Source organism: Streptomyces sp. NPDC040545 (genome assembly GCF_055595065.1).
Genome location: NZ_JBVIWA010000002.1, coordinates 216345 through 242905, shown reverse-complemented (window position 1 = coordinate 242905; position 26561 = coordinate 216345). Strand labels below are relative to the sequence as shown.

23 protein-coding genes are annotated in these 26561 nt (G+C 69.0%); 11 read left to right on the top strand and 12 right to left on the bottom strand.

The features are described from left to right. Positions 1-246: 246 nt before the first annotated feature. The 5 genes from ACZ573_RS06075 to ACZ573_RS06055 all read right to left on the bottom strand — a co-directional run bounded on the left by ACZ573_RS06075 (position 247) and on the right by ACZ573_RS06055 (position 7070). Positions 247-1797: a sigma-70 family RNA polymerase sigma factor gene (locus ACZ573_RS06075; RefSeq protein WP_471299649.1), complete on the bottom strand. Its 1551-nt coding sequence runs from the start codon at positions 1795-1797 to the stop codon at positions 247-249. Positions 1798-1966: 169 nt separating this feature from the next. Next, on the bottom strand, positions 1967-2761 hold the full coding sequence (locus ACZ573_RS06070; protein WP_471299647.1) for a hypothetical protein: 795 nt from the start codon (positions 2759-2761) through the stop codon (positions 1967-1969). Beyond that, positions 2758-3288 (bottom strand): SigE family RNA polymerase sigma factor, encoded by a 531-nt coding sequence (locus ACZ573_RS06065; protein WP_471299644.1) that lies wholly within the window; start codon positions 3286-3288, stop codon positions 2758-2760. The genes ACZ573_RS06070 and ACZ573_RS06065 overlap by 4 nt, the downstream gene beginning before the upstream one ends. Positions 3289-3416: 128 nt before the next feature. Continuing rightward, positions 3417-4289: an expansin EXLX1 family cellulose-binding protein gene (locus ACZ573_RS06060; protein WP_471300624.1), complete on the bottom strand. Its 873-nt coding sequence runs from the start codon at positions 4287-4289 to the stop codon at positions 3417-3419. Between the two features lie 228 nt (positions 4290-4517). Then, positions 4518-7070: an RICIN domain-containing protein gene (locus ACZ573_RS06055; protein ID WP_471300621.1), complete on the bottom strand. Its 2553-nt coding sequence runs from the start codon at positions 7068-7070 to the stop codon at positions 4518-4520. 1101 nt (positions 7071-8171) lie between these two features. Between ACZ573_RS06055 and ACZ573_RS06050 the strand changes: the two genes are divergently transcribed. The 9 genes from ACZ573_RS06050 to ACZ573_RS06010 all read left to right on the top strand — a co-directional run bounded on the left by ACZ573_RS06050 (position 8172) and on the right by ACZ573_RS06010 (position 19298). Further along, positions 8172-9161, top strand: a complete 990-nt coding sequence (locus ACZ573_RS06050; RefSeq protein ID WP_471300618.1) for a LacI family DNA-binding transcriptional regulator — start codon at positions 8172-8174, stop codon at positions 9159-9161. A gap of 286 nt (positions 9162-9447) precedes the next feature. Then, the gene (locus ACZ573_RS06045; protein WP_471299640.1) at positions 9448-10431 is read left to right on the top strand and encodes an ABC transporter substrate-binding protein; all 984 of its coding nucleotides are present in this window, start codon (positions 9448-9450) and stop codon (positions 10429-10431) included. 73 nt (positions 10432-10504) lie between these two features. Then, the gene (locus ACZ573_RS06040) at positions 10505-12040 is read left to right on the top strand and encodes a sugar ABC transporter ATP-binding protein (protein ID WP_471299638.1); all 1536 of its coding nucleotides are present in this window, start codon (positions 10505-10507) and stop codon (positions 12038-12040) included. Further along, the gene (locus ACZ573_RS06035; protein ID WP_471299635.1) at positions 12037-13083 is read left to right on the top strand and encodes an ABC transporter permease; all 1047 of its coding nucleotides are present in this window, start codon (positions 12037-12039) and stop codon (positions 13081-13083) included. The genes ACZ573_RS06040 and ACZ573_RS06035 overlap by 4 nt, the downstream gene beginning before the upstream one ends. Then, positions 13080-14054, top strand: coding sequence for a galactofuranose ABC transporter, permease protein YjfF (yjfF, locus tag ACZ573_RS06030; protein ID WP_471299632.1), 975 nt, complete (start codon positions 13080-13082; stop codon positions 14052-14054). Before ACZ573_RS06035 ends, yjfF begins: the two co-directional genes overlap by 4 nt. 113 nt (positions 14055-14167) lie before the next feature. Beyond that, positions 14168-15901: a ribulokinase gene (locus ACZ573_RS06025; RefSeq protein ID WP_471299629.1), complete on the top strand. Its 1734-nt coding sequence runs from the start codon at positions 14168-14170 to the stop codon at positions 15899-15901. Then, positions 15898-16569 (top strand): L-ribulose-5-phosphate 4-epimerase, encoded by a 672-nt coding sequence (locus tag ACZ573_RS06020; protein WP_471299627.1) that lies wholly within the window; start codon positions 15898-15900, stop codon positions 16567-16569. The genes ACZ573_RS06025 and ACZ573_RS06020 overlap by 4 nt, the downstream gene beginning before the upstream one ends. A gap of 16 nt (positions 16570-16585) precedes the next feature. Beyond that, on the top strand, positions 16586-18097 hold the full coding sequence (gene araA / locus ACZ573_RS06015; RefSeq protein ID WP_471299624.1) for an L-arabinose isomerase: 1512 nt from the start codon (positions 16586-16588) through the stop codon (positions 18095-18097). 94 nt (positions 18098-18191) lie between these two features. Further along, positions 18192-19298, top strand: a complete 1107-nt coding sequence (locus ACZ573_RS06010; protein WP_471299621.1) for an aldose epimerase family protein — start codon at positions 18192-18194, stop codon at positions 19296-19298. Between the two features lie 303 nt (positions 19299-19601). On the opposite strand, the gene mmsB is transcribed toward ACZ573_RS06010, so the two are convergent. From mmsB to ACZ573_RS05990, 4 genes are all read right to left on the bottom strand, one after another. Then, positions 19602-20855 carry a multiple monosaccharide ABC transporter permease gene (gene mmsB, locus ACZ573_RS06005; RefSeq protein ID WP_471299619.1) on the bottom strand — a complete coding sequence of 418 codons (1254 nt, stop codon included), beginning with the start codon at positions 20853-20855 and terminating at the stop codon, positions 19602-19604. A 3-nt stretch (positions 20856-20858) separates the two neighbouring features. Beyond that, positions 20859-22406, bottom strand: a complete 1548-nt coding sequence (gene mmsA, locus ACZ573_RS06000; protein ID WP_471299616.1) for a multiple monosaccharide ABC transporter ATP-binding protein — start codon at positions 22404-22406, stop codon at positions 20859-20861. Positions 22407-22512: 106 nt separating this feature from the next. Beyond that, positions 22513-23610, bottom strand: a complete 1098-nt coding sequence (gene chvE / locus ACZ573_RS05995; protein WP_471299612.1) for a multiple monosaccharide ABC transporter substrate-binding protein — start codon at positions 23608-23610, stop codon at positions 22513-22515. A gap of 277 nt (positions 23611-23887) precedes the next feature. After that, positions 23888-24160 (bottom strand): hypothetical protein, encoded by a 273-nt coding sequence (locus ACZ573_RS05990; RefSeq protein WP_471299609.1) that lies wholly within the window; start codon positions 24158-24160, stop codon positions 23888-23890. Positions 24161-24698: 538 nt separating this feature from the next. Between ACZ573_RS05990 and ACZ573_RS05985 the strand changes: the two genes are divergently transcribed. Together ACZ573_RS05985 and ACZ573_RS05980 are read left to right on the top strand one after the other, a co-directional pair. After that, complete coding sequence (locus ACZ573_RS05985; protein WP_471299606.1) at positions 24699-24917, top strand: DUF433 domain-containing protein; 219 nt, start codon at positions 24699-24701, stop codon at positions 24915-24917. Further along, positions 24910-25197 (top strand): DUF5615 family PIN-like protein, encoded by a 288-nt coding sequence (locus ACZ573_RS05980; protein WP_471299603.1) that lies wholly within the window; start codon positions 24910-24912, stop codon positions 25195-25197. Before ACZ573_RS05985 ends, ACZ573_RS05980 begins: the two co-directional genes overlap by 8 nt. Positions 25198-25318: 121 nt before the next feature. On the opposite strand, the gene ACZ573_RS05975 is transcribed toward ACZ573_RS05980, so the two are convergent. The 3 genes from ACZ573_RS05975 to ACZ573_RS05965 all read right to left on the bottom strand — a co-directional run bounded on the left by ACZ573_RS05975 (position 25319) and on the right by ACZ573_RS05965 (position 26550). Beyond that, positions 25319-25654: a cupin domain-containing protein gene (locus tag ACZ573_RS05975; protein WP_471299600.1), complete on the bottom strand. Its 336-nt coding sequence runs from the start codon at positions 25652-25654 to the stop codon at positions 25319-25321. A 298-nt stretch (positions 25655-25952) separates the two neighbouring features. Further along, positions 25953-26099, bottom strand: a complete 147-nt coding sequence (locus ACZ573_RS05970) for a DUF7848 domain-containing protein (protein WP_471300615.1) — start codon at positions 26097-26099, stop codon at positions 25953-25955. A 244-nt stretch (positions 26100-26343) separates the two neighbouring features. Continuing rightward, a complete protein-coding gene (locus tag ACZ573_RS05965; protein ID WP_471299596.1) occupies positions 26344-26550 on the bottom strand; it encodes a hypothetical protein in 207 nt (68 codons plus the stop codon). Positions 26551-26561: the final 11 nt, after the last annotated feature.

Below are 26561 nucleotides of genomic sequence, written 5' to 3'. Positions count from 1 at the left end.
CCCTGCGTTCCGGTCGTCCTGTGGAAAGGGCGCCGCCCTGATCACCAGCGAGGTGTCATCGGTGGCGGTCGCGGTGATCAGCCTTCAAGCCGGTACGCCGAGTCAGCCGTCGACGAACGCGGACCGAAGCCGGTTTCGGCGCAGCACTCGGCTCCTGCCGGGTCGAGAACGGCGTGGTGCAGGATCGTGGTGCAGGATCACCAGCTGTCACTGCGCGGGTCGGGCCACATGCTCAAGAAGCGGTTCTCAAGCCCAGGGCCTTCGCGTGATGAAGGAAGCCTGGTCGGCGAAGGCCCGGGTGCCGTCGGGGCCGTCGAGCCAGATGCCGCCGTCTCGGTGGCGGAGGACGGAACCGGGATAGTTGTGCGCGTGCAAGGTCACCGACCCGGCGCCCGCCCCGGGGTGCGGACAGAAGGTGGCGTCCTCACGGAACAGTTCGCTGCCGTCGTTGGTGCTCAGCCGTAGCCGCAGCTCACGATGGCGCAGATAGCGGCCGTCCGCGGCGAGGAAGGTGACGCACCGTGTGTCGGCCAGCCCCCCGACGACCGTGAAGGTGACCCGCTGCCGCGTCTGCGCGCTGCTGGACGCCGAGACTCGGCCGAGCGTCGCGAAGTCGCCGGCATACGTGAGGTACAGGGAGGGCTCGTCCACGGACTCCAGCGACTGTGCGCCCAGCGGAACAGTGCCCGCGACGGCCGGCGGACTCACCGGGGACGGTCCGGCCGACGTGGTGGTGCGCGACGGGATCGGCGTGGGATCGCCGGCCGTGGGAGCGGCGATGGCACCCGGCACCCGATGCGCCGGTTCGGGCCAGGTCATGTAGGTGGCGGTCCCGGTGACGAGGACCGCCCCGGTGGCGAGGGCCACCAGCGGATGAGCGGTGACCGCGTGGAGTTTGCCGATCAGCAAGCTGTGCAGACTACCTCCCCCCGTCGCCGTGCCGACGGCGACGGGTGCCGTGGCCAGCCCGGCGGCGCCGGCCGCCGTACCCGACAGCAGGCCCTTGGCAGCCAGGGCGGCGATGAGCCCGCCCGGGACCGCCAGTGGGGCGAGGCTGAGGAGCAGTCGCTCGACCGGAACCCGCTCTGTCGTCGTCGCCGCGCAGACCGGGCATCCGCGGGTGTGCCGCGCGATCCGCTTGCGCCACACCGATGTACGCAGACCGTCCCAGCCCATGATGGCCTCGTCCAACTGCGGACAGCGCGGGTCGGCCTCCAGCGCGGCAACGATCGTCCGGCTCAGTTCCAGCTGCTCGCGCATGCGTTGCAGGCGCACTCCGACGTGGGCGACCGTGAGCCCCGTCGCGGCGGCGATGTCGTCACGGCTCAGCGAGCCGGCGCCTTCCTGCCACCACAGCGACAGCAGCACTCGATGCTCCGGGTCGAGCCACCGGCCGGCTTCGACGACCTGACGGCGCTCGTCCGACACATGCAGACGCAGAATCGTCATGTCCCCGGGTTCGGCGCCGGCGTCCGGTATCTGGTGTGCCTCGTCGATGACCGTGCTCCGGCCGGCGAAGGCGCGTTGCCGGTGCCGGTGGTTACTGATCTGGCGGAGCGTGATCGAGACCAGCCAGGACCGGAAGCTCTCCGGAGCACGCAGGGCAGGCAGGTCGCGCACCACGCGCAGCAGGGTTTCCTGGACGACGTCGTCGACGTCGGCATGTCCGCTCAGCGCTCGCCCGACGATGTTGTAGAGCAACGGCAGGTACGCGGCGATCAGCTCCTCGCGCGCCCGATCGTCACCGGCCTGCGCCGCGACAACCAGCCCCGCGTGGTCCGCATCCATGAGTTTCATTCCCACCTCCTTCGACCGCGGCCGGATGTTCGCCGCGTAGGGCGTCAGCTGGTGCGGCTCCGGGTGTATCCGGAAGCCGCCGTCTTGGATCGCGCCGAGAGGCTCCTGGAGGAGGCGATCGGCTTGCGCCGCGAGACCGCTGACTCCTCGGCCGGAACCTGGCCGGTCCTTACCGTGCCGGGGTGAACCTTCCCCAGACCGCGACGGAGCCGCCCGGGGTCTGCGTGTCGACGCGGTAGCCGTCGTCCGTGGCGTTGCGCACCCCGGTGGCGTGGTTGTACTGGCCGGCGAATTCATGCTGCCCGGTCGGCACGGTACGGCCCGGTTTGAGGACCCACCGGTAGACCAGCGCTCCGCCGGCCTCCTGAACGGTGACGTTGAAGTCTTCACTCGGCAGGGTGCGCCAGTTGCCGGTGTTCTGCACGCCGCCGGTTTGGGCGATGCGCAGTTCCACGGTGAGCGAGGTGAGCGGCTGTGTGGTCTTGAGCGTGAGGTTGCTCTGGGCCCAGTAGACGGTGCTGTGCGGATCCACCGAGCCGTCCGACGACAGGGGCCCGTTCTGGACCCGGCTGCTGGGCAGCGGAGTGGGGCGCGGGCCGACCGGGGCCGTGGTGGGCGGAGTCGGGGCCGGGGCGGCGGGGGTCGTGGGGGTGGTGGGGGTGGTGGGAGCCGACGGCGTCGGACGGGAAGGAAACGTCGGGGACGGGGTCGCGGGGGTGGTGGCGCTGTCCGACGGTGGCGGAGTCCGGACGATGCCCGCGACCGCGAGACCACCCGTGGCCAGGGTGGCGGTGATGGCGAGGCCTGCGAGGGCGGCCTTGGGCCAGGATCTCGCGATGGACGGTGTGCGCTGACGGACGGTGCCGTCGGCCGCGCCGCGTTCCAGGCGGGCCAGCATCCGGGCGCGATCGGGCTGGTGGGCCTCGGCGGCGTCGCGCAGCCGACGGGTGATGTCCTCGTTCACCGGTTCCTCCTCCCCGCCACCAGGTCGCCGACCGCTCCTTTGCCAAGTATCCGTTCCAACTCGGCCATTCCCTTCGAGGTCTGGCTCTTGACCGTACCGACCGATATGCCCAGCACCGCCGCGGTGTCCTGCTCCGACAGGTCGAAGGCGTGGCGCAGCACCACACACGACCGCTTGCGGAACGGCAGCCGGGCGAGCGCCGTACGTACGTCCAGCACGGCCGCCACGTCCGGCCCCGCCACCTGCTCCGGACTGCGGGACCAGAACAGCGCGATCCGGCGCCGCTCGCGCACCGCACTGCGGATCCGTTCCCGCGCCATGTTGGCGACAACGCCGCGAGCGTAGGCGAGCGGGTGGTCAGCCTTGCGAAGCCGGTCCCAGCGCTGCCACAGGGCGACCAGGGCATCCGCGGCGAGGTCGTCGGCCGCGTCCGTCTCGCCGGTCAGGAGATGGGCGAGACGGGCCAGTTCGGCGTAGTGGCGTTCGAAGAAGTCGTGGAACTCCGCGGACGCGTCATGAAGGAGCATCTCCCCCGGTCGCCCTCTCCCTGCTATGTGCGCGTTAACAATCGGCTCGAGCGTAACAGTGCCCCTCACCGCGGCCGGGCAGTGGCCGACCGCGGGGGCGGAGCCGTGACGGTAGGTGGACGGCACGGTCAATGCCGTCCGAACTGGACGCGGGTCTGCTGCGCGACGTCCGGTCTCAGTGCGATCCCCTCGACGGTCAGTTGTTCTCCGTAGAGGTCGGTGACCCTGATCGCTCCGCCGCATCCGCTGCCGTCGGCGGAGAGGAAGTAGTTGTAGTCGGTGCGGGGCAGCTTCCGCCAGCCGCTGCCGGTTCGGAGTTCGAGCACCGCCACCGGGTTCCGATGCCCGATCACCTGGACGCCGCACCAAGAGCGGCTGGACCCGGTCTTGTACCGGATGGAGAGCGTGTCGGGTGCGGCGGGGCTCAGCAGCGTCCAGGTGATCGGGATCCGGCCGAGTGAGGGGTCCGCGAGCTTGGCGAAGGCCTGTTGGCTGAGGTCGAGTTGACCCGGTGCGCAGGGCAGGGGGCACTCGTTGACGATCCGCACCGTGATGGAGTTCCCGTTGGCGGCGCGGACCCGCACGTACGCCCCGCACGCTTTGGCCGACTCGTAGTCGGTGTGGTTCATCGCCGCGATCATGAGATCGCCGGACGGTCCGTACAGGCAGGCACCATTGCCGTCACCCGCGGCATAGGAAGTCGCGACGCCCTGGTAGCTGACCGAGGGCTTGATCCGTCCCGCCGAAGAGGCCGGCGACTTTGTGCGTACCGGGCTGGAGGCCGAGAGCGTCGGGACACTGGCGGCTGACGGTGGGGGCGGGCTCGCGACCGTCGGCTGCGTCGATGCGGTCGCGGCGCCGGCCTCTGGTGCCGGCGACCTGGAACTGGACGGTGCGTTCGTTGGGGCTGCCGCTACGGATGCGCCGGTGGGAAGCCCGGCCCCGGACCGGCTCCCGGGGAGGAGCGTGAGGGCCAGGCAGGCCAGCACGCCGCCGGCCATCACCGCCAACGGAATGCCGACGGCCGCCCCGCGTCTGCGCCGCGGCCGCGGCCGCGGACCGCCGTGTTTCGTTGTCCTCATGCCCATCCGTTCTGTAGATCGAGTCGATGTCGCACTTCTCAGTGGCCGCCGAAGGCGAAAAGGTTGCCGCTCCGGTCCGGTCCGGTGCCGATGTCGCCGAGACCGGGGCGGGCGCCGCGCACGGCCGCCCGCCCCGGTCCGGGGCGATCAGGACACGTCGCCGTACACCACGCCACGGCCGTAGCCGCCCAGGTAGACCCGGCCGTACACGTCCGGGTCGCCGATGATGACGGAGATGACGCTCCCGCCGAACTGGTGCTGGTCGTCGTTGATCCGGACCCAGGTCGAACCGCCGTCGATGGAGCGGAACACCCCGGTGACGCCCTTCAGCGTCCCGCTGAGGTAGAGAGCCTGGTAGGTGGCGCCCGGGGCGGGCTTGCCGAAGCCGACACCGTGCGCCTGCTGCACGCCGGCGAGCTTGTTGAAGCTCGCCCCGCCATTGGTGGAGTGCAGGAGTCCGTTGCTTCCGCCTGTGATCCACAGGTCACCGGCGACGCCCGGGGCCGCCTTGAGCTGTCCGTCACCCAGGCCGGTGGCCCGGGCGGTGAAGCTCTTGCCGCCGTCGGCGCTGGCGTACAGGGTGCCGCCCTTGAGGGCGTAGAACGTGTTCGCCGACGAACGGTCGGCCACCACGGCCGAGTCCGCGGGCAGACCGGAGGCGGCCGTCCAGGTCGCACCGCGGTTCGTCGAGTGGAACGGCCTCTGGCCCGCGGGCGTCCAGACGACGGTGGCGCCGTCCGCCGAGACCGCCACGGCCCCGCCGCCCGCTCCGCGCACGGGTTCCCCGGCGAACGGCGTCCAGCCGGCCCCGCCGTCGGTCGAATAGGCGCCGTGCTGCTCGCCACCGAGACCGACCCGGACCACGAACCCCGGCTTCGCCTGGGCGAAGTCGATGCCTGTGGTGTTGGAGAACAGCGGTCCGGAGAGTGCTTTGGCGGGGACCTTGGTCAGGTCCTCGTGCCGGAATCCGCTGACATCGCCGAGCGCACTGATCAGCGGGAGCCCCGGGGGCTTGATCAGCCCGAGGACCGCGGTCTCCTCCAGCCCCTTGGCCGGGACCGTCCAGTGCGTGGCACCCCCCTTGTCCGCCGCGGTCACGTCGTTGCTGCCCCATATCCCCGACCCGGTGCCGTACAGCACGTGCCCGGAGTCGAAGGGGTTGATGGCCAGCGCGCCCATCCAGTGCCCGATGCCCGTCCCCACGTACGGCGCCGCGGAGTTGTCCCGCACCGAGGTCGCGCCGAGCGCCTTCCAGGAGGCGCCGCCGTCGGTCGACCGGTACACCTCGTCCGAGGGCCACCAGCGGTCCAGCGTGGTGACCATCACCGTGGACGGGCGCTGCGGATCGACAGCCAGCCCGGCGAAGCCGTAACCACCGCTGGACGGTGAAATGTTCTTCCAGGCGCCGGTGGACGGCGTGTACTTCCACACGGAACCGGCCGTCACTCCGTTCGGGCCCGGGGCGTTGGTGTACGTCAGATACAGCGAGCCGTCACCGGACAGCACACCGTGCTGCGGCAGCTGCCCTGTGGGCTGGCCGGACACGGCCTGCCAGCTGGTGCCGCCGTCGGTGGAGCGGTACAGCGAGGTGGTCTTGTCGGCCACCCCGACGTAGATCGTCCGGCTGCCGGCCGGGCCGAAGGTCACGAAGGACAGGCCGACGCCGCTGCTCGCACCGTCCTTGACGGGGAAGGCGGCGACCTGGCTCCAGGTCACGCCGTAGTCGGTGCTGCGCCAGAGCCCGTTCTTACGGGTGCCCAGGTAGAGCGTCCCGTGGTTGGCGGGGTCCACCACCAGCCGCTCGCCCATGGACCGGCCGTCCTCGTTGCCGCCCAGTTTGAACGGCAGGTCGGTGCGCTGGAACGTCTTGCCCTGGTCGGTGGAGCGGAGGATCGCGCCGTTGCCCGCCCAGTCGTTGGTGTAGGTGCCGCTCGCGAGGTACAGGCGGTTCGGGTCGACGGGGTCGGTCGCCAGGCTCTCGATCCCGAGCAGGTTCCAGTCGGAGCCACCGATCCAGTCGGTCAACGAGGTCCACTGGGCGGCGGTCGCGTCCCAGCGGTAGGCACCGCCGATGTCGGTCCGGGCGTACAGCAGGTCCTTGCGGGCAGGGTTGAAGACCAGCCCGGTGACGAACCCGCCACCGACGATCTGCGCGTTGTGCCAGGTGTACCTGCCCGAGCCGGCCGCCGTCACCAGCTTCCAGTGCTGGTTGGTGCTGCCCCGGTCGGCGTACTGGATGAGCGGCGCCCCCTCGCCGGTGGAGCCGCCCCACACGTCCAGCACCATGCCGTTGCTCCGGGAGACGAACTTCACCGACCCATCGCCCACGTCCTGCATCTTCCACTGCTGCGTGGCGGATCCGTGGTCGGTCTGCTGCTCGACGGCCGCCGCGGACTCCTTGGAAGCGCCGCGCACTCCGAGGACCTTGTGGCTGCTGCGGTTCTCCACCTCGTAGTAGCCGTCCCCCGCCTGCCTCAGCCGCCACTGCTGACTCGCGGCACCTGCCACGCGGCTCGCCTGCCGTATCCAGACGCCGTCCGACGTGTCCGCCCCCGGCACGTCGAGCACCTTGTCGCTGCGGACAGAGGTCAGCGTGTAGTAGGCGTCGGCATCCACCGTCGCGGCGTTCGAATCGGCCTGCACGAACAGCAGGTAGGGGCCTAGGACTCCAGGCACGCCCAGCATCAGGCCGATCGTCATCCCGCGCCGGCGGTGGCGCCCCCGCGTACGCCGCTCACCACCAGCCGCGGCCTTGCGCCGGCTGCGGCCGTCCGCCGTGGGATCCGTCTCGTTCATGGGGGCTACTCCTTGCTTCGGCCCTGCCCCGTACAACCGCTCAGGTCAGCGGTGCACGGCGGCATGCGGCGGGAGATCGGGCGACCCGTGGGTGTGATCGCCTTCTGGTGTGCCCGTCAGTTGCCGCCGCTCCGGAAAAGGTTGCCGCCCGCCGAAGTCCGGTACCGGGCCACTGAGACCGCGTCGTTCCAGCGTCAGATCGGGGTGCTCCAGCGGCCCGCCCCGAAGGAATCGGGACCAGGCCGCGGTGAACACGATGGCCGGACCGGAAACGGCCGGATCTTGGTGCGCTTGGCGCCCGGAGAGGCAGGCTTCGGGTGCGGGGGATGTGTGTGGGGCGACCGCGTGAGCATGGGCACGCCGCTGTGGCGGTCCTTCCGCCCGCGGCCGTCGACGCGGGCTTGACGGCCCTCGCCGCACTCGCACCTGGATCGACCTCTTCGGCGAGAGGACCCGCGCGGCCGTGCCGGGCTGTTGCTGGGCAGGCACTCTCCGTTGCTCCATCTTCTTGGGCGAACTGCAGGCCCCCGCATGGCTCGACTGAGACCCCCGCCCAGGCACTTTCGGCCGCCCCGTCACACTCCGCCCCCAGGAGGTTCCCTGAAGAACGACGGCAATCACTCAAAGCCATCGCATGACTACCCTGGGAGGCTGGATTGGCCGTTGTCTGAGCCACACCCGCGCGCTGAATTTCCGCCTGTCGGCGGGGGCGCTTCCGCTGATCGGCGGGGTGACCACCGGCGCACGTTCCGGGACCGCCCCGGGGGCGGACGTCGCAGGCTGCGACAGGCCATGTGATCGCGAACAAATACACTCTCGTGAGCACTCATGAGACAGTCGTAAGGTCTGCGAAGCCCTGCGCCATCGGCCGGATCCCGACAGCGGTCCAACCGCCGAGCGCCGTCACTCGTAGGCACTGAGCGGCTGCGATCCGCACTGGTACGACCGATGAGGGGGCCTTGAGTGGGAACTGCAAGCACCGAGCCGGAGTCCCGCCAGCCCGTGATGGCGGATGTGGCGCGGGTCGCCGGCGTGTCCCACCAGACCGTGTCCCGGGTACTGAACGGTGCACCGCACGTCCGGCCCGACACCCGGGACCGGGTACTCGCCGCCATCCGGGAGCTGGACTACCGTCCCAACTCGGCAGCCCGCGCGCTGGTCACCCGCCGCTCCCAGACCCTCGGAGTGGTCAGTTTCGGCAGCGCACTCTACGGGCCCGCCTCGATGCTGGACGGGATCGAGCAGGCCGCGCGCAGTGCCGGGTACTTCGTCAGCGTCGCCAGCCTGCGTTCGTTGGACAGCCGCTCTGTCCAGGAGGCGGTGGACCGGCTCCGCGACCAGGGCGTGGAGGGCATCGTCGTCATCGCGCCGCAGATCTCGGCGGTGAGCGCGGTGGCGAAGCTGTCCAGCGCGGTGCCGGTGGTCGCGGTCGGGTCGGGCAGCCAGTCCCGAGTGCCGATGGTCGCCGTCGACAACGAGTCGGGCGCGCTGGCAGCCACCCGACACCTGCTCGACCTCGGGCATGCCACGGTCCACCACGTCGCCGGCCCGTCCGGCTGGCTGGAGACCAAGACCCGACAGGACGGCTGGCGCAAGGCCCTCGAGGCCGCCGGCGCCGAGGTGCCACCGGTACAGAGCGGCGACTGGAGCGCGAGGTCCGGGTACGAGGCCGGACTACGGATCGCCGAGGACCCTCGGGTCACGGCGGTCTTCTGCGCCAACGACCACATGGCCCTCGGCCTGCTCCGCGCGTTCCATGAGGCGGGACGGGCGATTCCGGGGGACATCAGCGTGGTCGGGTTCGATGACATTCCCGAAGCCGCTTACTTCGCCCCACCGCTGACCACGATGCGTCAGGACTTCGGGGAGCTGGGACGCCGCGCTCTTGAGCTGCTGGTGGAGGAGCTGACCGGCGTCGGCCACGCCCGCAGCCACGTGCTGATCTCGCCGGAGATGGTGCTGCGGCGCAGTGCCGGCCCGGTGGCGCGTCGATAGCCGGTAGCCCGCGGAGGACTGGTCAAGATTGGGTAACGGCCCGGCGGCCCCCTTGTCCATGGAATTGTGAGCGTTAACAATCTCACTCAAGCGAAACGGCACCGCTACATCCCGTTCACATGGACGGCGCGGACCGCACCGCCGCCTGCACCAACGCCGCACCGGGCGCCTCGCCCCCGACGGTGTTTCCACCGCCTCCCGCGCCGGTCGGCCTTGCCTGGTCCATCGGCCCGCGGTCGATCCGTCCGCGCCGAGAGCGGCCTCCCCACTCGAGAGGAATCCCAAGATGTCCAAGAGAGCTGCGGCGGCCCTGGTCGCCGGCACGATGGTCGCCGTTCTGTCCGCTTGCGGTTCCGGCGGCAGAGGCTCGGCCGGCGGCAAGGATTCCGGAGGGGCGCTCACCGTGGGCTTCTCCCAGGTCGGCGCGGAGAGCGGGTGGCGCACGGCCAACACCAAGTCCGTCCAGGATGCGGCCAAGAAGGCGGGGATCACGCTGAAGTTCTCCGACGCCCAGCAGAAGCAGGAGAACCAGATCAAGGCCATCCGCTCGTTCATCCAGCAGAAGGTGGACGTCATCGCCTTCTCGCCGGTGGTCGAATCGGGCTGGGACACCGTGCTCAAGGAGGCCAAGGCCGCCCACATCCCGGTCGTTCTGACGGACCGCGCGGTGGACTCCAAGGATGAGTCGCTCTATGCCACCTTCCTCGGTTCGGACTTCGTCGAGGAGGGCAAGAAGGCCGGCGACTGGCTGGTGAAGGAGTACCAGGGCAAGAGCGACCCGGTGAACATCGTGGAGCTGCAGGGCACCACCGGCTCCGCCCCTGCCAACGACCGCAGATCGGGCTTCGCCGACGTCATCAAGACGGACCCCAAACTCAAGATCACGGCCTCCCAGACCGGTGACTTCACACGCGCCAAGGGCAAGGAGGTCATGCAGGCCTTCCTGAAGTCCCAGCCGAAGATCGACGTGCTCTACGCACACAACGACGACATGGCACTCGGCGCCATCCAGGCCATCGAGGAAGCCGGCAAGAAGCCCGGCACCGACATCAAGATCATCTCGGTCGACGGTGTCAAGGACGCCTTCACCGCGATGAGCCAGGGCAAGATCAACGTCCTCGTCGAGTGCAACCCCCTCCTGGGCGACCAGCTGATGGACCTGATCAAGAAGGTCAAGGCCGGCGAACAGGTGCCGCGCCGGATCAAGACCGAAGAGGGTGTCTTCACCCAGGACCAGGCCGCGGCCGCCCTGCCGACCCGCCAGTACTGACCGGCCCGGCGACCAGGGGCTGCCCGGATCCGACCCGGCCGGCCCCGGTCGCGACCACGAGAGGAGGGGGCGGATGCCTGCGCACCGTGCACAGCACCCGGTCCTGGAAGTACGGGGGATCCGCAAGGAGTTCCCGGGCGTGGTGGCGCTGGACGGGGTCGACTTCCGGCTCTTTCCCGGCGAGGTGCACGCCCTGATGGGTGAGAACGGCGCCGGCAAGTCCACGCTGATCAAGGTGCTCACCGGCGTCTACGCGTCGGACGGCGGCGAGGTCGTGCTGAGCGGCCGGCCCGTGCACATCCCCGGCCCGCTGCAGGCGCAGCAGGCCGGGATCAGCACGGTGTACCAGGAGGTCAACCTCTGCCTGAACCTGTCGGTCGCGGAGAACATCTTCATCGGCCGTGAACCGCGCCGCCTCGGACTCATCCACTGGTCGGCCCTCCGTCGCCGCGCCGCGGAGCTGGTCGCCGACCTCGACCTGGACATCGACGTCACCGCCCCACTGGGCAGCTACTCGATCGCGGTCCAGCAACTGGTCGCGATCGTCCGGGCGGTGGACGTCTCGGCCAAGGTGCTGATCCTGGACGAGCCGACCTCCAGCCTGGACCGCGACGAGGTGCGGCAACTGTTCGCGGTGATAAGCCGGTTGCGCGACCAGGGCGTGGCGATCCTGTTCGTCTCGCACTTCCTGGACCAGATCTACGAGATCTGCGACCGGATGACCGTCCTGCGCAACGGCAAGCTGGAGGGCGAGTACCCGATCGGTGAGTTGAGCCAGGTCGAACTGGTCGCCCGCATGATCGGCGGCGAACTGAGGAGCCTGGAGGAGCTGTCGGACACCACTCGTCACGAGCCCGCCGCCGAAGCCGGAACCACGCCGTTCCTGAGCGCCGACGGCCTGGGTCGCACCGGCGCGGTCGAGCCGTACGACCTCACCATCCGGCCCGGTGAAGTCGTTGGACTGGCAGGGCTGTTGGGGTCGGGGCGTACGGAGGCGGCCCGCCTGCTGTTCGGTGCCGACCGCAGTTCCCAGGGCTCGGTGCGGATCGAGGACGCCCCCGTCGCGCTTCGCACGCCGCGCGCCGCGATCTCGTACGGGATCGCCTTCTGCTCGGAGGACCGCAAGAACGAGGGCCTGGTGGCGGAGTTGACGGTACGCGAGAACATCATCCTGGCCTTGCAGGCGGCCCGCGGCTGGACGCGTCCGCTCTCCCGCTCCAAGCAGGACGAGATCGCGGTGCGCTGGATCCGGTCACTGGACATCCGCCCGGGCAACCCCGAGGCGCTGGTGCGCCATCTCAGCGGCGGCAACCAGCAGAAGGTGCTGCTGGCCCGCTGGCTGATCACCGACCCCAAGCTGTTGATCCTCGACGAGCCGACCCGGGGCATCGACATCGGCGCCAAGGCCGAAATCCAGAAGTTGGTGGCCGCGCTGGCCCGGGACGGCATGTCGGTGCTGTTCATCTCGGCCGAGCTGGAGGAAGTTCTGCGGCTCAGCCACCGGGTGGGCGTGCTGCGGGACCGCCGGCTGGTCGCCGAGCTGCCGAACGACGGATCGCTCACTCCCGAGCGGATCATGGCGACGATCGCGAGCGGAGCCCGGTCATGACCAAGCACCGCCTCTTCTGGCCCGCCACCGTGCTCGCGGCCCTGCTGCTGGCCAACGTCCTGTTCACTCCGGACTTCTTCGCGATCCGGGTCAAGGACGGGCACCTGTACGGGAGCCTGATCGACATCCTCCACTTCGGCGCCCCGCTGATCCTGGTGGCGCTGGGCATGACGCTGGTCATCGCGACCAGCGGCATCGACCTCTCGGTCGGCTCCACCGTCGCCATCGCGGGCGCGCTGGCCTGCCTGCACATCAGCGGCGCGGCCGATCCGGCAAGCCCGGGCACGGTGTTCGGCGCCGTCGCCATCGCCCTGGCGGTGGCCCTCGTCCTGGGGCTGATCAACGGCGTACTGGTGGCGGGGGTCGGCGTCCAGCCGATCATCGCCACCCTCATCCTGATGGTGGCCGGACGCGGTGTCGCCCAGCTGGTGACGGACGGCCAGATCGTCACCGTCACCAGCGAGCCCTACAAGCTGATCGGCGGCGGTTACTGGCTCACCATGCCGTTCGCGATCCTGCTCGCGGTCGTGGTGGTGCTGCTGACGTCGCTGCTGACCCGGCGTACGGCGCTCGGGCTGCTGCTGGAGTCGGTCGGCGGCAACCCGGTCGCCAGCCGCCTGGTCGGCATCCGGGCGATGGGCCTGCTATGCCTGGTGTACGTCTTCAGCGCGCTGTGCGCCGCGGTCGCCGGGCTCATGATCAGCTCGAACGTCTCCAGTGCGGACGGCAACAACGCCGGGCTCTGGATCGAGCTGGACGCCATCCTCGCCGTGGTGGTCGGCGGCACCGCGCTGACCGGCGGGCGGTTCTCGCTCGGCGGCACGGTGATCGGTGCGCTGATCATCCAGACCCTGTCCACCACCGTCTACACCATCGGCATCCCGCCGGAGACCACCCTGGTCTTCAAAGCCTTCGTGGTGATCGCGGTCTGCCTGATCCAGTCACCCGCCTTCCGGGCCAAGGCCGCGCGCCGACGGGCCCGGACCGGGCGCGGCCCGACGCCGCGTCCGCTGACGACAGAGAACACGGAGGTGGGGGCATGAGCGCGAGCACGGCAGCGCGGAGCCGCGCGTACATCCCGCTGCTGGTCACATCGGCCCTGCTGATATCGATGTTCGGTGCCGGATCCGTCCAGTACGACGGATTCTTCTCCGGGCAGGTGCTGCTCAACCTGCTCGTCGACAACGCCTTCCTGCTGGTGGTCGCCATCGGGATGACCTTCGTGGTGCTGGCCGGAGGGATCGACCTGTCGGTCGGCGCGATGGTCGCACTGTCGACGATGATCTCCGCCTGGCTGGTGGAACAGCACGGCTGGCCGCCGTTGCTGGTGATCCCGCTGGTCCTGGCGGTGGGGACGGGCGCCGGGCTCGCGATGGGATGGGTGATCCACTCCTTCGAGATCCAACCGTTCATCGTGACGCTCGCTGGCATGTTCCTGGCCCGTGGCCTGTGCTACACGATCAGCATCGACTCGATCTCCCTCACCGACCCGGCCTATACGGCCTTCGCCCAGACCCGGATCCCCCTGCCCGGCGACCTGTTCGTCTCGCCGAGTGTTCTGATCGCGGTAGGTGTGCTGGTGATCGCATTCGCGGTCCTGCACCACACACGGCTGGGCCGGAACGTGTACGCGCTGGGCGGCAGCGAGCAGTCGGCCCGGCTGATGGGGCTCCCGGCCGGGCGGACGAAGACGGCCGTGTACGCCGTCAGCGGCTTCTGCTCGGCGCTCGGGGGCGTACTGCTGACCTTCTACACGCTCTCCGGCTACGGGCTGCACGCGGTGGGCCTGGAGCTGGACGCGATTGCCGCCGTGGTCATCGGCGGGACGCTCCTGACCGGAGGGTCCGGATACCTGCTCGGGACCGCGCTGGGGGTGCTCGTGCTGGGCCTGATCCAGACCGTCATCACCTTCCAGGGCACGCTCAGCTCCTGGTGGACCAGGATCGTGATCGGCGGCCTGCTGTTCGTCTTCATCCTGCTCCAGCGCCTGATCGCCGGCCGTCGCAAGGTCTGACCGGCTCAAGGCGAGCCCGGCCTTGACAGGCTGATTGTTAGCGCTAACTCTCCCCGGACGATGCCCCCCGGCATCGCTGCGCCCTCTCGGGGGCTCCTTACGAAGGATGTGAAGTGACCGTGCCCCCTCCCCCCCAGACCGCGGAGAGCCATGTCGTGGGTGTCGACTTCGGCACTCTCTCCGGCCGGGCCGTGGTGGTCCGCGTCCGCGACGGCGAGGAGGTCGGCTCCGCCGTCCACGTGTACCCGCACGGCGTCATCGAGCGTGAACTCCCCACCACCGGTCAGCCCCTGCCGCCCGACTGGGCCCTCCAGCACCCCGAGGACTGGCGCGAGGTGCTGCGCACCGCCGTCCCCGCCGCAGTGGCCGCGAGTGGCATCGACCCGGCCGCCGTCATCGGCATCGCCACCGACTTCACCGCCTGCACCGTCCTCCCCGTACGGGCCGACGGCACCCCCCTCGCCGAGACCGAGCTGGGCGTTCGCCCGCACGCCTGGCCCAAGCTCTGGAAGCACCACGCGGCCCAGAGCCAGGCCGACCGCATCAACCACCTCGCCCACCTGCGCGCCGAGAAGTGGATCTCCCGCTACGGCGGCAAGATCTCCGCCGAATGGCAGTACGCCAAGGCGCTCCAGGTACTCGAGGAGGACCCGGACACCTACGCCGCCACCGAGCGCTGGATCGAGGCCGCGGACTGGATCGTCTGGCAGCTCGCAGGCGTCGAAACCCGCAACACCTGCACGGCGGGATACAAGGGCATCCACCAGGACGGCCACTACCCCAGCGAGGACTACCTCGCCGCCCTGCACCCCGATTTCGCCGACTTCGCGCGCACCCGGCTGGAGCATCCGCTGTCGCCGCTGGGATCCCGGGCCGGCTTCCTCACCGCCGAGGCGGCCTCCTGGACCGGGCTGCCCGAGGGCATCGCCGTCGCCACCGGCAACGTCGACGCCCATGTCGCGGCCCCTGCCGCCCAGGCCGTCGAGAACGGCCGGCTGCTCGCCATCATGGGCACCTCCACCTGCCACGTCGTCAACGGCCCCGCCCTCGCCGACGTCCCCGGAATCTGCGGAGTCGTCGACGGCGGCATCGTGGAGGGCGCCTACGGCTACGAGGCCGGGCAGAGCGCGGTCGGCGACATCTTCGCCTGGTGGCTGCGCCAAGGCGTGCCGACCCACTACCGCGCAGAGGCCGAAGCCACCGGCGAGGACCTGCACCAACTGCTGTCCCGCAAGATCGCCGACCAGCCCGTCGGCGGCCACGGCCTGGTCGCCCTCGACTGGATGAACGGAAACCGCTCCACCCTCGTCGACCACCACCTCTCCGGAGTCATCGTCGGCCTCACCCTGGCCACCCGCCCCGAGGAGATCTACCGCGCCCTGCTGGAGGCCACCGCCTTCGGCACCCGCACCATCATCGACGCCCTGGAGCAGGGCGGCGTCCCCGTCACGGAGTTCATCGTGACCGGCGGGCTGAAGAAGAACCCCCTGCTCATGCGGATCTACGCCGATGTGCTGCGCCGGCCCGTCTCCCTCGCCGAGTCCGCCCAGGGCCCCGCCCTCGGCTCCGCCATCCACGCCGCCGTCGCCGCCGGCGCGCACCCGGACGTACGCACCGCGGCCGCCGCCATGGGCCGCGTACGCCGCGGAGTCCACCAGCCGGACACCGCGCGCGCCGACGCCTACGACCGCCTCTACGCCGAGTACCGCACCCTGCACGACCACTTCGGCACCGGCCCCGACAAGCTCCTCCACCGCCTCCGCGCCATCCGCAACGCGGCGCTCACCGCCCCGCGAACCGACCCCGAGGCCACCCCGGCCGCCCAGAAGAGCGAGGTCCGACCATGACTTCCCCGATCGATCTGCTGCGCCGCCAGGTCAGCGACCTCCACCAGGAGCTGGTCCGCTACGACCTCGTCGTCTGGACGGCCGGCAACGTCTCCGCCCGCGTCCCCGGCGAGGACCTGATGGTCATCAAGCCGAGCGGCGTCTCGTACGACGAGCTGACGCCCCGGAAGATGATCCTCTGCGACCTGGACGGCAAGGTCGTCGAGGGCGACCAGTCCCCGTCCTCGGACACCGCCGCGCACGCCTACGTCTACCGCCACATGCCCGAGGTCGGCGCAGTGGTGCACACCCACTCGACGTACGCGAGCGCCTGGGCCGCGCGCGGAGAGGCCGTGCCCTGCGTACTGACCGCCATGGCCGACGAGTTCGGCGCCGAGATCCCCGTCGGCCCCTTCGCGCTCATCGGCGACGACTCCATCGGCCGGGGCATCGTCGAGACCCTCCGGGGCCACCGCTCACCGGCCGTCCTGATGAAGAGCCACGGCGTCTTCACCATCGGCAAGGACGCCAAGGCCGCCGTCAAGGCCGCCGTGATGTGCGAGGACGTCGCCCGCACCGTCCACATCTCCCGCCAGCTCGGCGAACCCCTGCCGATAGCGCAGGACGACATCGACCGTCTCAACCACCGCTACCAGAACGTGTACGGCCAGCAGCCCGCTGCCCGCTAAGGAGACCAGCGCCCCCATGAAGGCACAGAAGGCAATCCAGGGCCGCGAAGTCTGGTTCCTGACCGGCAGCCAAGGGCTTTACGGCGACGACACCTTGCGTCAGGTCGCCGCGCAGTCCCGCCGGATCGCCGACGTACTCGGCGACCACGGCATCCCGGTGGACATCGTCTGGAAGCCCGTACTCACCGATGCCGGCGCGATCCGGCGGGTCTGCCTGGACGCCAACGCGGACGACACCTGCATCGGCCTCATCGCCTGGATGCACACCTTCTCCCCGGCGAAGATGTGGATCGCGGGCCTGGACGCCCTGCGCAAGCCGTTGCTCCACCTGCACACCCAGGCCGATGCCGCACTGCCCTGGGCGTCGATCGACATGGACTTCATGAACCTGAACCAAGCGGCCCACGGCGACCGCGAGTTCGGCTACATCCAGTCCCGGCTCGGCGTCGCACGCAAGACCGTCGCCGGACACGCCAGCGACCCCTCGGTCGCTGCCCGGATCGCCTCGTGGGCCCGGGCCGCGGCAGGCCGCTCCGAGCTGCAGAGCCTCAAGCTGGCGCGATTCGGCGACAACATGCGCGACGTCGCCGTGACCGAGGGCGACAAGGTCGAAGCCCAACTCCGCTTCGGCGTCTCGGTCAACACCTACGGCGTCAACGACCTGGTCGCAGCCGTCGACGCGGCCACCGACGCCGGCGTGACCGAACTGGTCGAGGAGTACGAGGACACCTACCGCCTCGCGCCCGAACTCCGCGCGGACGGGGACCGGCACGACTCACTGCGCTACGCCGCCCGCATCGAACTCGGCCTGCGCGGATTCCTGACGGACGGCGGCTTCCACGCCTTCACCACCAACTTCGAAGACCTCGGCGGCCTGCGCCAGCTACCCGGCCTGGCGGTGCAGCGGCTGATGGCCGACGGCTACGGATTCGGCGGCGAGGGCGACTGGAAGACCTCCGTCCTGCTGCGCACGCTCAAGGTGATGTCCACCGGGCTGCAGGGCGGCACCTCCTTCATGGAGGACTACACCTACCACCTGCAGCCGGGAAGGGAGTTGATCCTCGGCGCGCACATGCTGGAGGTCTGCCCGACCATCGCATCGGACGTGCCGTCCTGCGAGATCCACCCCCTGGGCATCGGGGGCCGCGAGGACCCGGTCCGCCTCGTCTTCGACGCCCGGACCGGTCCCGCCGTCGTGGTCGGGCTGGCCGACATGGGCGACCGGTTCCGCCTGGTCGCCAACGAGATCGACGTGGTCGAGCCCCTCGAACCGCTGCCGAACCTTCCCGTCGCGCGCGCCGTCTGGCAGCCGCGCCCGAACCTGCGCACCTCGACCGAGGCGTGGCTGACCGCCGGTGCGCCCCACCACACCGTGCTGTCCAGCGCGATCGGGACCGAGGAGCTGGGCGACCTCGCCGACATCCTCGCCACCGAGCTGCTGGTCATCGACGCGGACACCACGATCCGCCGGTTCACCCAGGAGATCCGCTGGAACCAGGCCTACCACCGCCTGGCCCAGGGCTTCTGACGCAGACGGCGGGCGGGGGTCCTCCCGGGCCGCCGCCGCCCTCTCGGTCCTCCCGAACCCGCCCCCGTCCCCCGAACCGGAGTGACGAACAGCCATGCCCGACGCGCCCACCCGCCTCGACGACGGTTCCCTGACGATCCGCCGCGAGCCGTACGCGACCCTCCCGGACGGGCGGGTCGTCGACCGCTGGGCCTTCGGCTCCGAGGGCGCCGTCATGGCGGAGGTGCTCAGCCTCGGAGCCCGGCTCCAGGCGCTGTACGCACCGGACCGGGACGGGCACCGCGCCAACATCGTGCTGGGCGGCGCGAGCGTGGCGGACATGCTCGGCGAGGCGAAGTACTTCGGGGCAACGGTCGGCCGCTACGCGAACCGGATCGCAGGCGGCGAACTGCCCGTCGAGGGCGCCGTCCACCGGCTGCGGACCCAGGGAAACGGCCACACGCTGCACGGCGGCCCCGAAGGCTTCGACGCGCGCGTCTGGGACGCCACAGAGGTGCGCGAGCCGAGCCGCGTCGGTGTCCGCTTCACGCTGCACAGCCCGGACGGCGACCAGGGCTTCCCCGGCGCGCTCACCGTCCAGGTGACCTTTCTGCTGGACGGTGCCGGTTCGCTCACACTCGCGTACGAGGCCGCCACCGACGCGCCCACGGTGGTCAACCTGACCAACCACGCCTACTTCAACCTGGCCGGCGAGGGCAGCGGCACCATCCTCGACCACCTGCTGCAGGTCGACGTGGACCAGTACACGCCCGTGGACGGGGAGTTGATCCCGTACGGCCCGCACCTCCCGGTCGAGGGCACCCCGTTCGACCTCACCGAGCAGCGCCCGGTCGGCGAGCGGATCACGGCCGACCACCCGCAGCTGACCGTGGCCGGCGGAGGCTACGACCACAACTGGGTGCTCCGTCCGCACGAGGGCCAGGACCCGCGGCAGGTGGCGGTACTGGCGCATCCCGCCAGCGGCAGACGGATGGAGTGCCTGACCACCGAGCCCGGCCTGCAGATCTACACCGGGAACCTCTTCGACGGCTCGCTGACAGGACCGGGCGGCGCACCGTACCGGGCCTTCGCCGGGATCGCGCTGGAAACCCAGCACTTCCCCGACTCCCCGCACCGCCCATGCTGCCCCTCCACCGTCCTGCGCCCGGGGGAGGACTACCGCTCGACCACCGTCTACCGGTTCTCGGTGGACCCCGACTGACAGGGACATCGCCGGGGATCCGCTGGACGACCCCAGCCGCCGCAGTCGCCGTCCAGAAGCTGTACCGGAACTCCGACGGCACGCCAAACTTCGGCGTCCCGGTCGCGTACGACGCCATGCGCGTGCGGCTCTCCTGGTACAACTATCCGCGGGCCGGTACTTGCGGCACTAGTACTTCCTGCGCTGCGTCCAGCCCGTCACACCACCCTCGCCAAGGGCGACGCCACCTTCTGCCGGCAGTGACGACCGGGTCCGGCCGCACACCCCCGCGGGGCTGTGCGCCCGGACCGGGGCGGAACGGGTTCAGGAGCCGGCCTTGCGCTTGTTGTAGACGTCGAAACCGACCGCGGCCAGCAGCACGAGGCCCTTGATGACCTGCTGGTAGTCGGTGCCGATACCGACCAGCGACATACCGTTGTTGAGCACGCCGAGCACCAGGCCGCCGATGAGGGCGCCGAGCACCGTGCCGACGCCACCGGAGGCCGAGGCGCCTCCGATGAACGCGGCGGCGATCGCCTCCAGTTCGAAGTTGATACCGGCCTGCGGCGTCCCCGCGTTGAGACGCGCCGCGAAGACCATGCCGGCCAGGGCGGCCAGCACACCCATGTTGACGAAGGCGAGGAAGACGACGCGCTTGCTCTTGACGCCCGACAGCTTCGCCGCGGCCTCGTTGCCGCCGATCGCGTAGGTGTGGCGGCCCAGGATGGAGTTGCGCATCAGGTAGCCGAAGGCGACCAGCAGCACACCGAGGACCAGCAGCACGATCGGGAAGCCGTGGTAGCTCGCCAGCAGCAGCGTGAACACCAGTACCGCGGCGCCGATGGCGCCCAGCTTGGCCAGGAAGAAACCGAGCGGGAGCAGGTCGAGGCCGTAGCGGGCGGCCTGCCGTCGGCCCCGGATCTCCTGGAGGACCGCCACCACGAGCACGACGAGCCCCAGCAGCAGTGTGAGGTTGTGGTAGTCGGTCTGCGGGCCGACCTCCGGCAGGAAGCCGCTGCTGATCTCCTGGAAGCCCTTGGGGAAGGGAGCCACCGACTGGCCCTGCAGCAGGATCTGCGTCCCGCCGCGGAACAGCAGCATGCCGGCCAGCGTGACGATGAAGGACGGGATGCCGACGTACGCGATCCAAAACCCCTGCCAGGCACCGGCGGCCGCGCCGATCAGCAGGGCGGCGGTCAGTGCCAGCGGCCACGGCACGTCGTGCTTGACCATCATGACGGCCGCGGCGGCGCCGACGAAGGCGGCCAGCGAACCGACTGAGAGGTCGATGTGACCGGCGATGATCACGATCATCATGCCGATGGCCAGGATCAGGATGTAGCTGTTCTGCTGGATCAGGTTGGTGACGTTGAGGGGCTGGAGCAGGATGCCGTCGGTCCAGATCTGGAACACCACGACGATGAGCGCCAGCGCGACCAGCATGCCGTACTGGCGTATGTTGCCGCGCAGCGCCCGCACCAGCAGGGGGCCGATGCCGCCCCCGCCGCCGGGCTGGGCGGGCAGGGCCGTCTTGAGGTCCGTGGTGCCCGGGGTGTCCGTGGTCTCCGTCTGGGCCATGCCTTACACCTGCTCGTTCTCGGTCGCAGCGCTCACGGTCATGAGGCGCATGAGTGATTCCTGGGTCGCGTCCGCGCGGTCCACCTCACCGGTGAGCCGGCCCTCGGCCATCGCGTAGATGCGGTCGCACATGCCGAGCAGCTCGGGGAGTTCGGAGGAGATGATCAGCACCGCCTTGCCCTGGGCCGCGAGTTCGGCGATGACGGTGTAGATCTCGGCCTTGGCGCCGATGTCGATGCCCCGGGTGGGTTCGTCGAGGATCAGTACGTCCGGCTCGGAGAAGATCCACTTGCTGAGGACGACCTTCTGCTGGTTGCCGCCGCTGAGCTTCCCGGTCTCCGCGAACACCGAAGGGGCCTTGATGTTCATGGTCTTGCGAAAGGACTCCGCGACCCGGGTCTCCTCGTGCTTGTTCACCCACCCGCGCCGAGCGACCCTGCCGAGCGCGCTCAGCGAGATGTTGCGACTGATGTCGTCCATCAGGTTCAGCCCGAGCTGCTTGCGGTCCTCGGTGACGTACGCGATGCCGTGACCGATCGCCTCCGGGACGGTGCGCGTGCGGATCTCCTCGCCGTCCAGCAGCACCCGGCCTCCGGTACAGCGCCCGTACGAGCGGCCGAAGACGCTCATCGCGAGCTCGGTGCGGCCCGCGCCCATCAGGCCGGCGATGCCGACGATCTCGCCGCGCCGCACTTCGAGCGACACGCCGTCGACGACCTTGCGCTGATGGTCGATCGGGTGGTGGACGGTCCAGTCCTCGACGGCGAAGGCGACCTCGCCCGGCTCGGGGGTGCGCTCGGGGTAGCGGTGCTCCAGATCGCGGCCGACCATGCCCCGGATGATCCGGTCCTCGGAGATGCCCTCGGCGCCGACCGCGATGGTCTCGATGGTCCGGCCGTCGCGCAGGATCGTGACGGAGTCGGCGACCTGGGCGATCTCGCCCAGCTTGTGCGAGATGAGGATGCAGGAGATGCCCTGAGCCTTGAGTTCCAGGATGAGGTCGAGCAGCTTGCGGCTGTCCTCACCGTTCAAGGCGGCCGTGGGCTCGTCCAGGATCAGCAGCTTGACCTCCTTGGCGAGCGCCTTGGCGATCTCGATCAGCTGCTGCTTGCCCACGCCGATGTCGGCGATCCGGGTGTGCGGGCTCTCGTCCAGCCCGACCCGCCGCAGCAGCGACTTGGCGTGGGTGAGCGTTGTGTTCCAGCTGATGATGCCCCGGGTGGCGTGCTCGTTGCCGAGGAAGATGTTCTCCGCGATGGAGAGGTACGGCACCAGGGCGAGTTCCTGGTGGATGATCACGATGCCGCGCTGTTCGCTGGCGCGGATGTCCTTGAAGGCGCAGGACTCGCCCTGGAAAAGGATCTCGCCCTCGTAGGAGCCGTGCGGGTGGACCCCGCTGAGCACCTTCATCAGGGTGGACTTCCCGGCGCCGTTCTCACCGCAGACGGCGTGGACCTCGCCGGGGGCGACGCTCAGGGTGACGCCGGAGAGCGCTTGGACACCGGGGAAGGACTTGCTGATCGAACGCATCTCAAGGACGGGTCCGGCCATGGTGGTGCATCCGTTCGACAGGGGCGGTACGGGCGGGGGCCTGTCAGGTCGACTGCCCCGCCCGTACGCGCCCGGCTCTGGTGCGGCCCTGCGTTGAGGCCCGTGGCTACTTGAGCTGGTCGGCGGTGTACTGCCCGCCGTCGACCAGCACCTTCTGGTAGTTCTCCTTGTCGACGCTGACCGGCTGCAGGAGGTACGCCGGGACGACCTTGACACCGTTGTCGTACTGCTTGGTGTCGTTGACCTCGGGCTGGCCGCCGGTGAGTACGGCGTCGCCCATCTGCACCGCTACCTTGGCCAGCTCGCGGGTGTCCTTGTAGACGGTCTGGGTCTGCTCGCCCGCGATGACGGATTTCACCGAGGCCAGCTCGGCGTCCTGGCCGGTGACGATCGGCAGGGCCTTGCCCGGGCTGCCGTAGCCGACGCCCTTGAGGGAGGACAGGATGCCGATGGAGATGCCGTCGTAGGGCGAGAGCACCGCGTCGATGCCGGCCGATGTGTACGACTTGCTCAGCAGGTTGTCCATCCGGGATTGGGCGACACCGCCGTCCCAGCGCAGCGTGCCGACCTGGCTGAGGCTGGTCTGACCGCTCTGGACGACCAGCTTCTTCTGGTCGATGTACGGCTGGAGCACGCTCATCGCGCCCTGGAAGAAGAAGGTGGCGTTGTTGTCGTCCGGCGAGCCGGCGAACAGCTCGATGTTGAACGGGCCCTTGCCGCTGGCGAGACCCAGCTTGTCGACGATGTAACTGCCCTGCAGGACACCGACCTTGAAGTTGTCGAAGGTCGCGTAGTAGTCGACGTTCCCGGTGCCGCGGATCAGGCGGTCGTACGAGATCACCGGGATCTTGGCATCGGAGGCCTTCTGGAGCACGTTCGTGAGCGAGGAGCCGTCGATGGCGGCCACCACCAGCAGCTTGGCGCCCTTCGTGATCATGTTTTCGATCTGCGAGACCTGGTTCTCGACGACGTTGTCGCCGTACTGCAGGTCGGTCTTGTAGCCCTTGGCCCGGAACTGCTTGACCATGTTGTCGCCGTCGCTGATCCAGCGCTCCGACGACTTGGTGGGCATCGCGATGCCGACGAGGCCACCCTTTGCGTTACCGCCGCCTGCACCGTCGCCCACACCGTTGGCGCTCTGGCCGCAGGCCGTCAGGGCCAATGTGAGGCCCGCAGCAGCGAGGCCCGTCGAAACCTTGCGCACTATTCCTCCAGTGGTATGCCGCGATCGCCGCGACCTCGGCAGGGGCCTCGGATCCGGTCGAGCGGGGTTGAGCACCGGCCCGGGGTGGAGGGGGCCGGGTTCGTTCGGGGTCGGTACGGCCGACCGGGCGGCGGGGTGAGTGAACCCCGCTGAGGCCCCGGCGGGTGCCGCTCTGGGCTGGCGTTACAAGAGTGTTAACGCTCACAGAAACCCCGTCAAGGGCCCAGAGATCACCTTTGGATATAGCGCGGGCCGGTCGACGACGGGGGCTTGACCCTCAAATTGTGAGCGTTAACAATGTGGTGGGACGTAGCTCTCCGCTCTCCCTGCTCAGGCAGACCACCTGCAAACCGTCTCGATGAACACCTGGGAAGAACCGTGCCGACTGGCAGGATCCGGCGAGCTGCGGGGTGAAGCGCTTGTGCCCCTCGCGGTCGTAGTACGCGGTCATGACGAAGCCGAAGAGCAGGCCCCGCATCCCGATCCGGGCGCTTTTCGCCCGGTGGCGGCCTTTGGCTTCGAACACCTCCGACGGCACAACCTGCGCCACACCGGACCGACCTGTTCGCCGACGCCGGCGCGCCGCTTCACGTCCTGCGCAAGATCGCCGGGCACGGCTCGAGCAGATCATCACCCGGCACGAGGCCGTGGACACGCCGGCCGCCGAGCCCGAGACTGCCGCAGAAGCCAAGGCTGCCAAGCCCCCGGAGAAGCCGCCCACCGAAGCAGCGAGAGCCCTCGGGGCATTCCCTGATGTCCGCCCGATGATCCAGCAAGTCGGCACAGCACCGGACTCCCTGCCCACCCCCCAGGCCCAACCACAGGCAGTGCCTGCGTCCCCGCAGGAGACTGCCCAGAGCCGCGCCGGGGAACGGGCCCCGAAGCCCGAGACCGCGGAGGCCAAGGCCCAGCACGTCAAGCTCGTCGGTCGGATAGGACGCACCATAGTTCGGGAAGGGGTTAGCGACCACCAGAAAGGGTTCGCCTTCCGCCACCCAACGTGTCGCTTGAGGCGGCCCGGTTCGACTTAATCACCGAAAAGTGGCGATCGACTCCACATGCCCTAATTTGGCATAAATAACGAGTATATGAAGTACTTAAGATCCGATCCAAAAATCATGGGCGGCGATTTCGTCATCAAGGGGACGCGGATAGCGATCGCCACCATCTTCCATCGTATGAAAGACGGGCATACGCTCGACGAGATCCATGACATGTACCGCTGGGTCAGCATGGAGAATCTCAAGGGTGCCATCGATGAGGCCATAGATCTGCGATTTCACTCAGCCGCACACGCTCATGCCTAGAGATCCCTACCGCCACAAGATTGCCCTCGATGAGAACATGCCGCGCAGCCACAAGTTTCCCCTGCTGAAGAAGAACTTCGATGTCCAGCATGTCGGCGATGGCTGGGGGCTCGGAGGTTCGGGGGACCGAGCAATTTATGAGGCAGCAGCACCTCTAGGACGGGTAATCGTTACGTACGATCGGACTGGCTATATCAACCTAGGAAGAAAAGAACCCACTAGCTGGAACCCACACCAGCAGGCCATGTCGCAGAAGAAATGTTCCCAGACGGCCTTTTGAGGCTGACTCCTCCGCCAGAACATTTGAATCGTCCTGTAGCAGTGGTGCCAGCCTCAGCGGTTCTTACGCTTCTTCTCTTGTAGCTCTCTTTCGCCCTAGCAGCTACTTGAGCCCAGAGTCTTTATCCCTCTTTGACCGGCACGCTGAAGTTTCGATTGCGGATCAGAACGCGCTCGACCTCATCGCCGATCTCGAATTTGCCTTCTACATCCGTGGGCGTGATGACTTGCGGGACGGACCCGCTTGGTTTCTCTTCAGTCAGGTTCAGGTGCAGTTCGTCGGGGGTTGGGACGAACGGTGGGGGCGCAAGTTCCAATTTGAGTTTGAAGTCGGGGGTTTGGCATGAACACGTGCCCTTCACCGCAACCCAGCGTCTACCCTTACTGTCTCGGTATGCCGTGGCAGTGAAGTCTTGAGCACCAGCTTCGCAGGCGAAGCCGTTCGTAGGCTTAGACATGCCGACTCCGATCGTCTACTCGTTGCTTGATAGTCACACGCGCATCCAGTGTTAGCACGATTAATGACTGTCGCAATCGGAGGCCAGGTTTTCATTCATCTGGCTGCGCTTATCTTGTGGATCCTCTCGGGCGGTGATACGTATCAAGATTGGCCCTGAGGTTTTATCCACCTCCCCCATGTCGGGGCCCTTAAGCAGGGAGACCTGATCGGGCTCTTGAGGCAGCTGCGGTGCTGCCCGATTTCACAAGTGTGTGGTCTCCCTGCCCCCAACACGATGCAGGCCACCGGCCAAACCCTCAGGCCGGCCAGCTGGCAGCGCGTGGGGCCCTTGAGGCCGCAAGGCAGGTGGTGCACTGCAGCTCATGCACCATTGCCGGGGCTTCGTCGGCAGTTTCGGGACGCATCGTCCAGTTAGCGAAGCGGATGACCGTGTGGGCGCTTATCGCAGGCTCCTTCGCCGGGTTCGGGCGTTGATGACAGTGACTTTGGCGCGCAGCTGCTCGTTGGTATCAGCCGGCCGCAGGTCGTTGGGGGACGCTTCCCACTCGAGACTTCCCGCGGGCGGGCGCGGCTGGACGTATGGCCCGACGTGGCCCATGACAACGCCCATGCGGTCGGTGCGCGTATCCACCATGAGTGAGCCGGTCGTGACTCGTGAGGGTGTTGCACTGTCCTGTTCGCCGGTCATCAGACCGTCCCGCGGCGCACGACCTCGGCTAGCTTCACTGCAACGTCCGCACACACACGCCCGAGTTCCACCAGGTTGAGGTACGGGCTGCCAAGGTCGCTGTCCAGCGAGGGCAGTACGATCCCCGCCTCGCTCAGCGCGTCTCGCAGTTGTGCCACGGCTTCCTCAGCAACGCTGAGCTTCAGGTCTGTCTGCTTCGTCGCCATGCCCCGGGACG

Coding starts and splice junctions, on each gene's coding strand:
- ACZ573_RS06065 (WP_471299644.1), bottom strand. CDS start 3,288: ATGCTCCTTCATGACGCGTCCGCGGAGTTCCACGACTTCTTCGAACGC.
- yjfF (WP_471299632.1), top strand. CDS start 13,080: ATGAGCGCGAGCACGGCAGCGCGGAGCCGCGCGTACATCCCGCTGCTG.
- ACZ573_RS05980 (WP_471299603.1), top strand. CDS start 24,910: ATGCCTAGAGATCCCTACCGCCACAAGATTGCCCTCGATGAGAACATG.
- ACZ573_RS06075 (WP_471299649.1), bottom strand. CDS start 1,797: ATGAAACTCATGGATGCGGACCACGCGGGGCTGGTTGTCGCGGCGCAG.
- ACZ573_RS06020 (WP_471299627.1), top strand. CDS start 15,898: ATGACTTCCCCGATCGATCTGCTGCGCCGCCAGGTCAGCGACCTCCAC.
- ACZ573_RS06035 (WP_471299635.1), top strand. CDS start 12,037: ATGACCAAGCACCGCCTCTTCTGGCCCGCCACCGTGCTCGCGGCCCTG.
- ACZ573_RS06040 (WP_471299638.1), top strand. CDS start 10,505: ATGCCTGCGCACCGTGCACAGCACCCGGTCCTGGAAGTACGGGGGATC.
- ACZ573_RS05985 (WP_471299606.1), top strand. CDS start 24,699: ATGAAGTACTTAAGATCCGATCCAAAAATCATGGGCGGCGATTTCGTC.
- ACZ573_RS06060 (WP_471300624.1), bottom strand. CDS start 4,289: ATGGCCGGCGGCGTGCTGGCCTGCCTGGCCCTCACGCTCCTCCCCGGG.
- mmsA (WP_471299616.1), bottom strand. CDS start 22,406: ATGGCCGGACCCGTCCTTGAGATGCGTTCGATCAGCAAGTCCTTCCCC.
- ACZ573_RS06055 (WP_471300621.1), bottom strand. CDS start 7,070: ATGACGATCGGCCTGATGCTGGGCGTGCCTGGAGTCCTAGGCCCCTAC.
- ACZ573_RS06045 (WP_471299640.1), top strand. CDS start 9,448: ATGTCCAAGAGAGCTGCGGCGGCCCTGGTCGCCGGCACGATGGTCGCC.
- ACZ573_RS05975 (WP_471299600.1), bottom strand. CDS start 25,654: ATGTCTAAGCCTACGAACGGCTTCGCCTGCGAAGCTGGTGCTCAAGAC.
- mmsB (WP_471299619.1), bottom strand. CDS start 20,855: ATGGCCCAGACGGAGACCACGGACACCCCGGGCACCACGGACCTCAAG.
- ACZ573_RS06050 (WP_471300618.1), top strand. CDS start 8,172: ATGGCGGATGTGGCGCGGGTCGCCGGCGTGTCCCACCAGACCGTGTCC.
- araA (WP_471299624.1), top strand. CDS start 16,586: ATGAAGGCACAGAAGGCAATCCAGGGCCGCGAAGTCTGGTTCCTGACC.
- ACZ573_RS06010 (WP_471299621.1), top strand. CDS start 18,192: ATGCCCGACGCGCCCACCCGCCTCGACGACGGTTCCCTGACGATCCGC.
- ACZ573_RS05965 (WP_471299596.1), bottom strand. CDS start 26,550: ATGGCGACGAAGCAGACAGACCTGAAGCTCAGCGTTGCTGAGGAAGCC.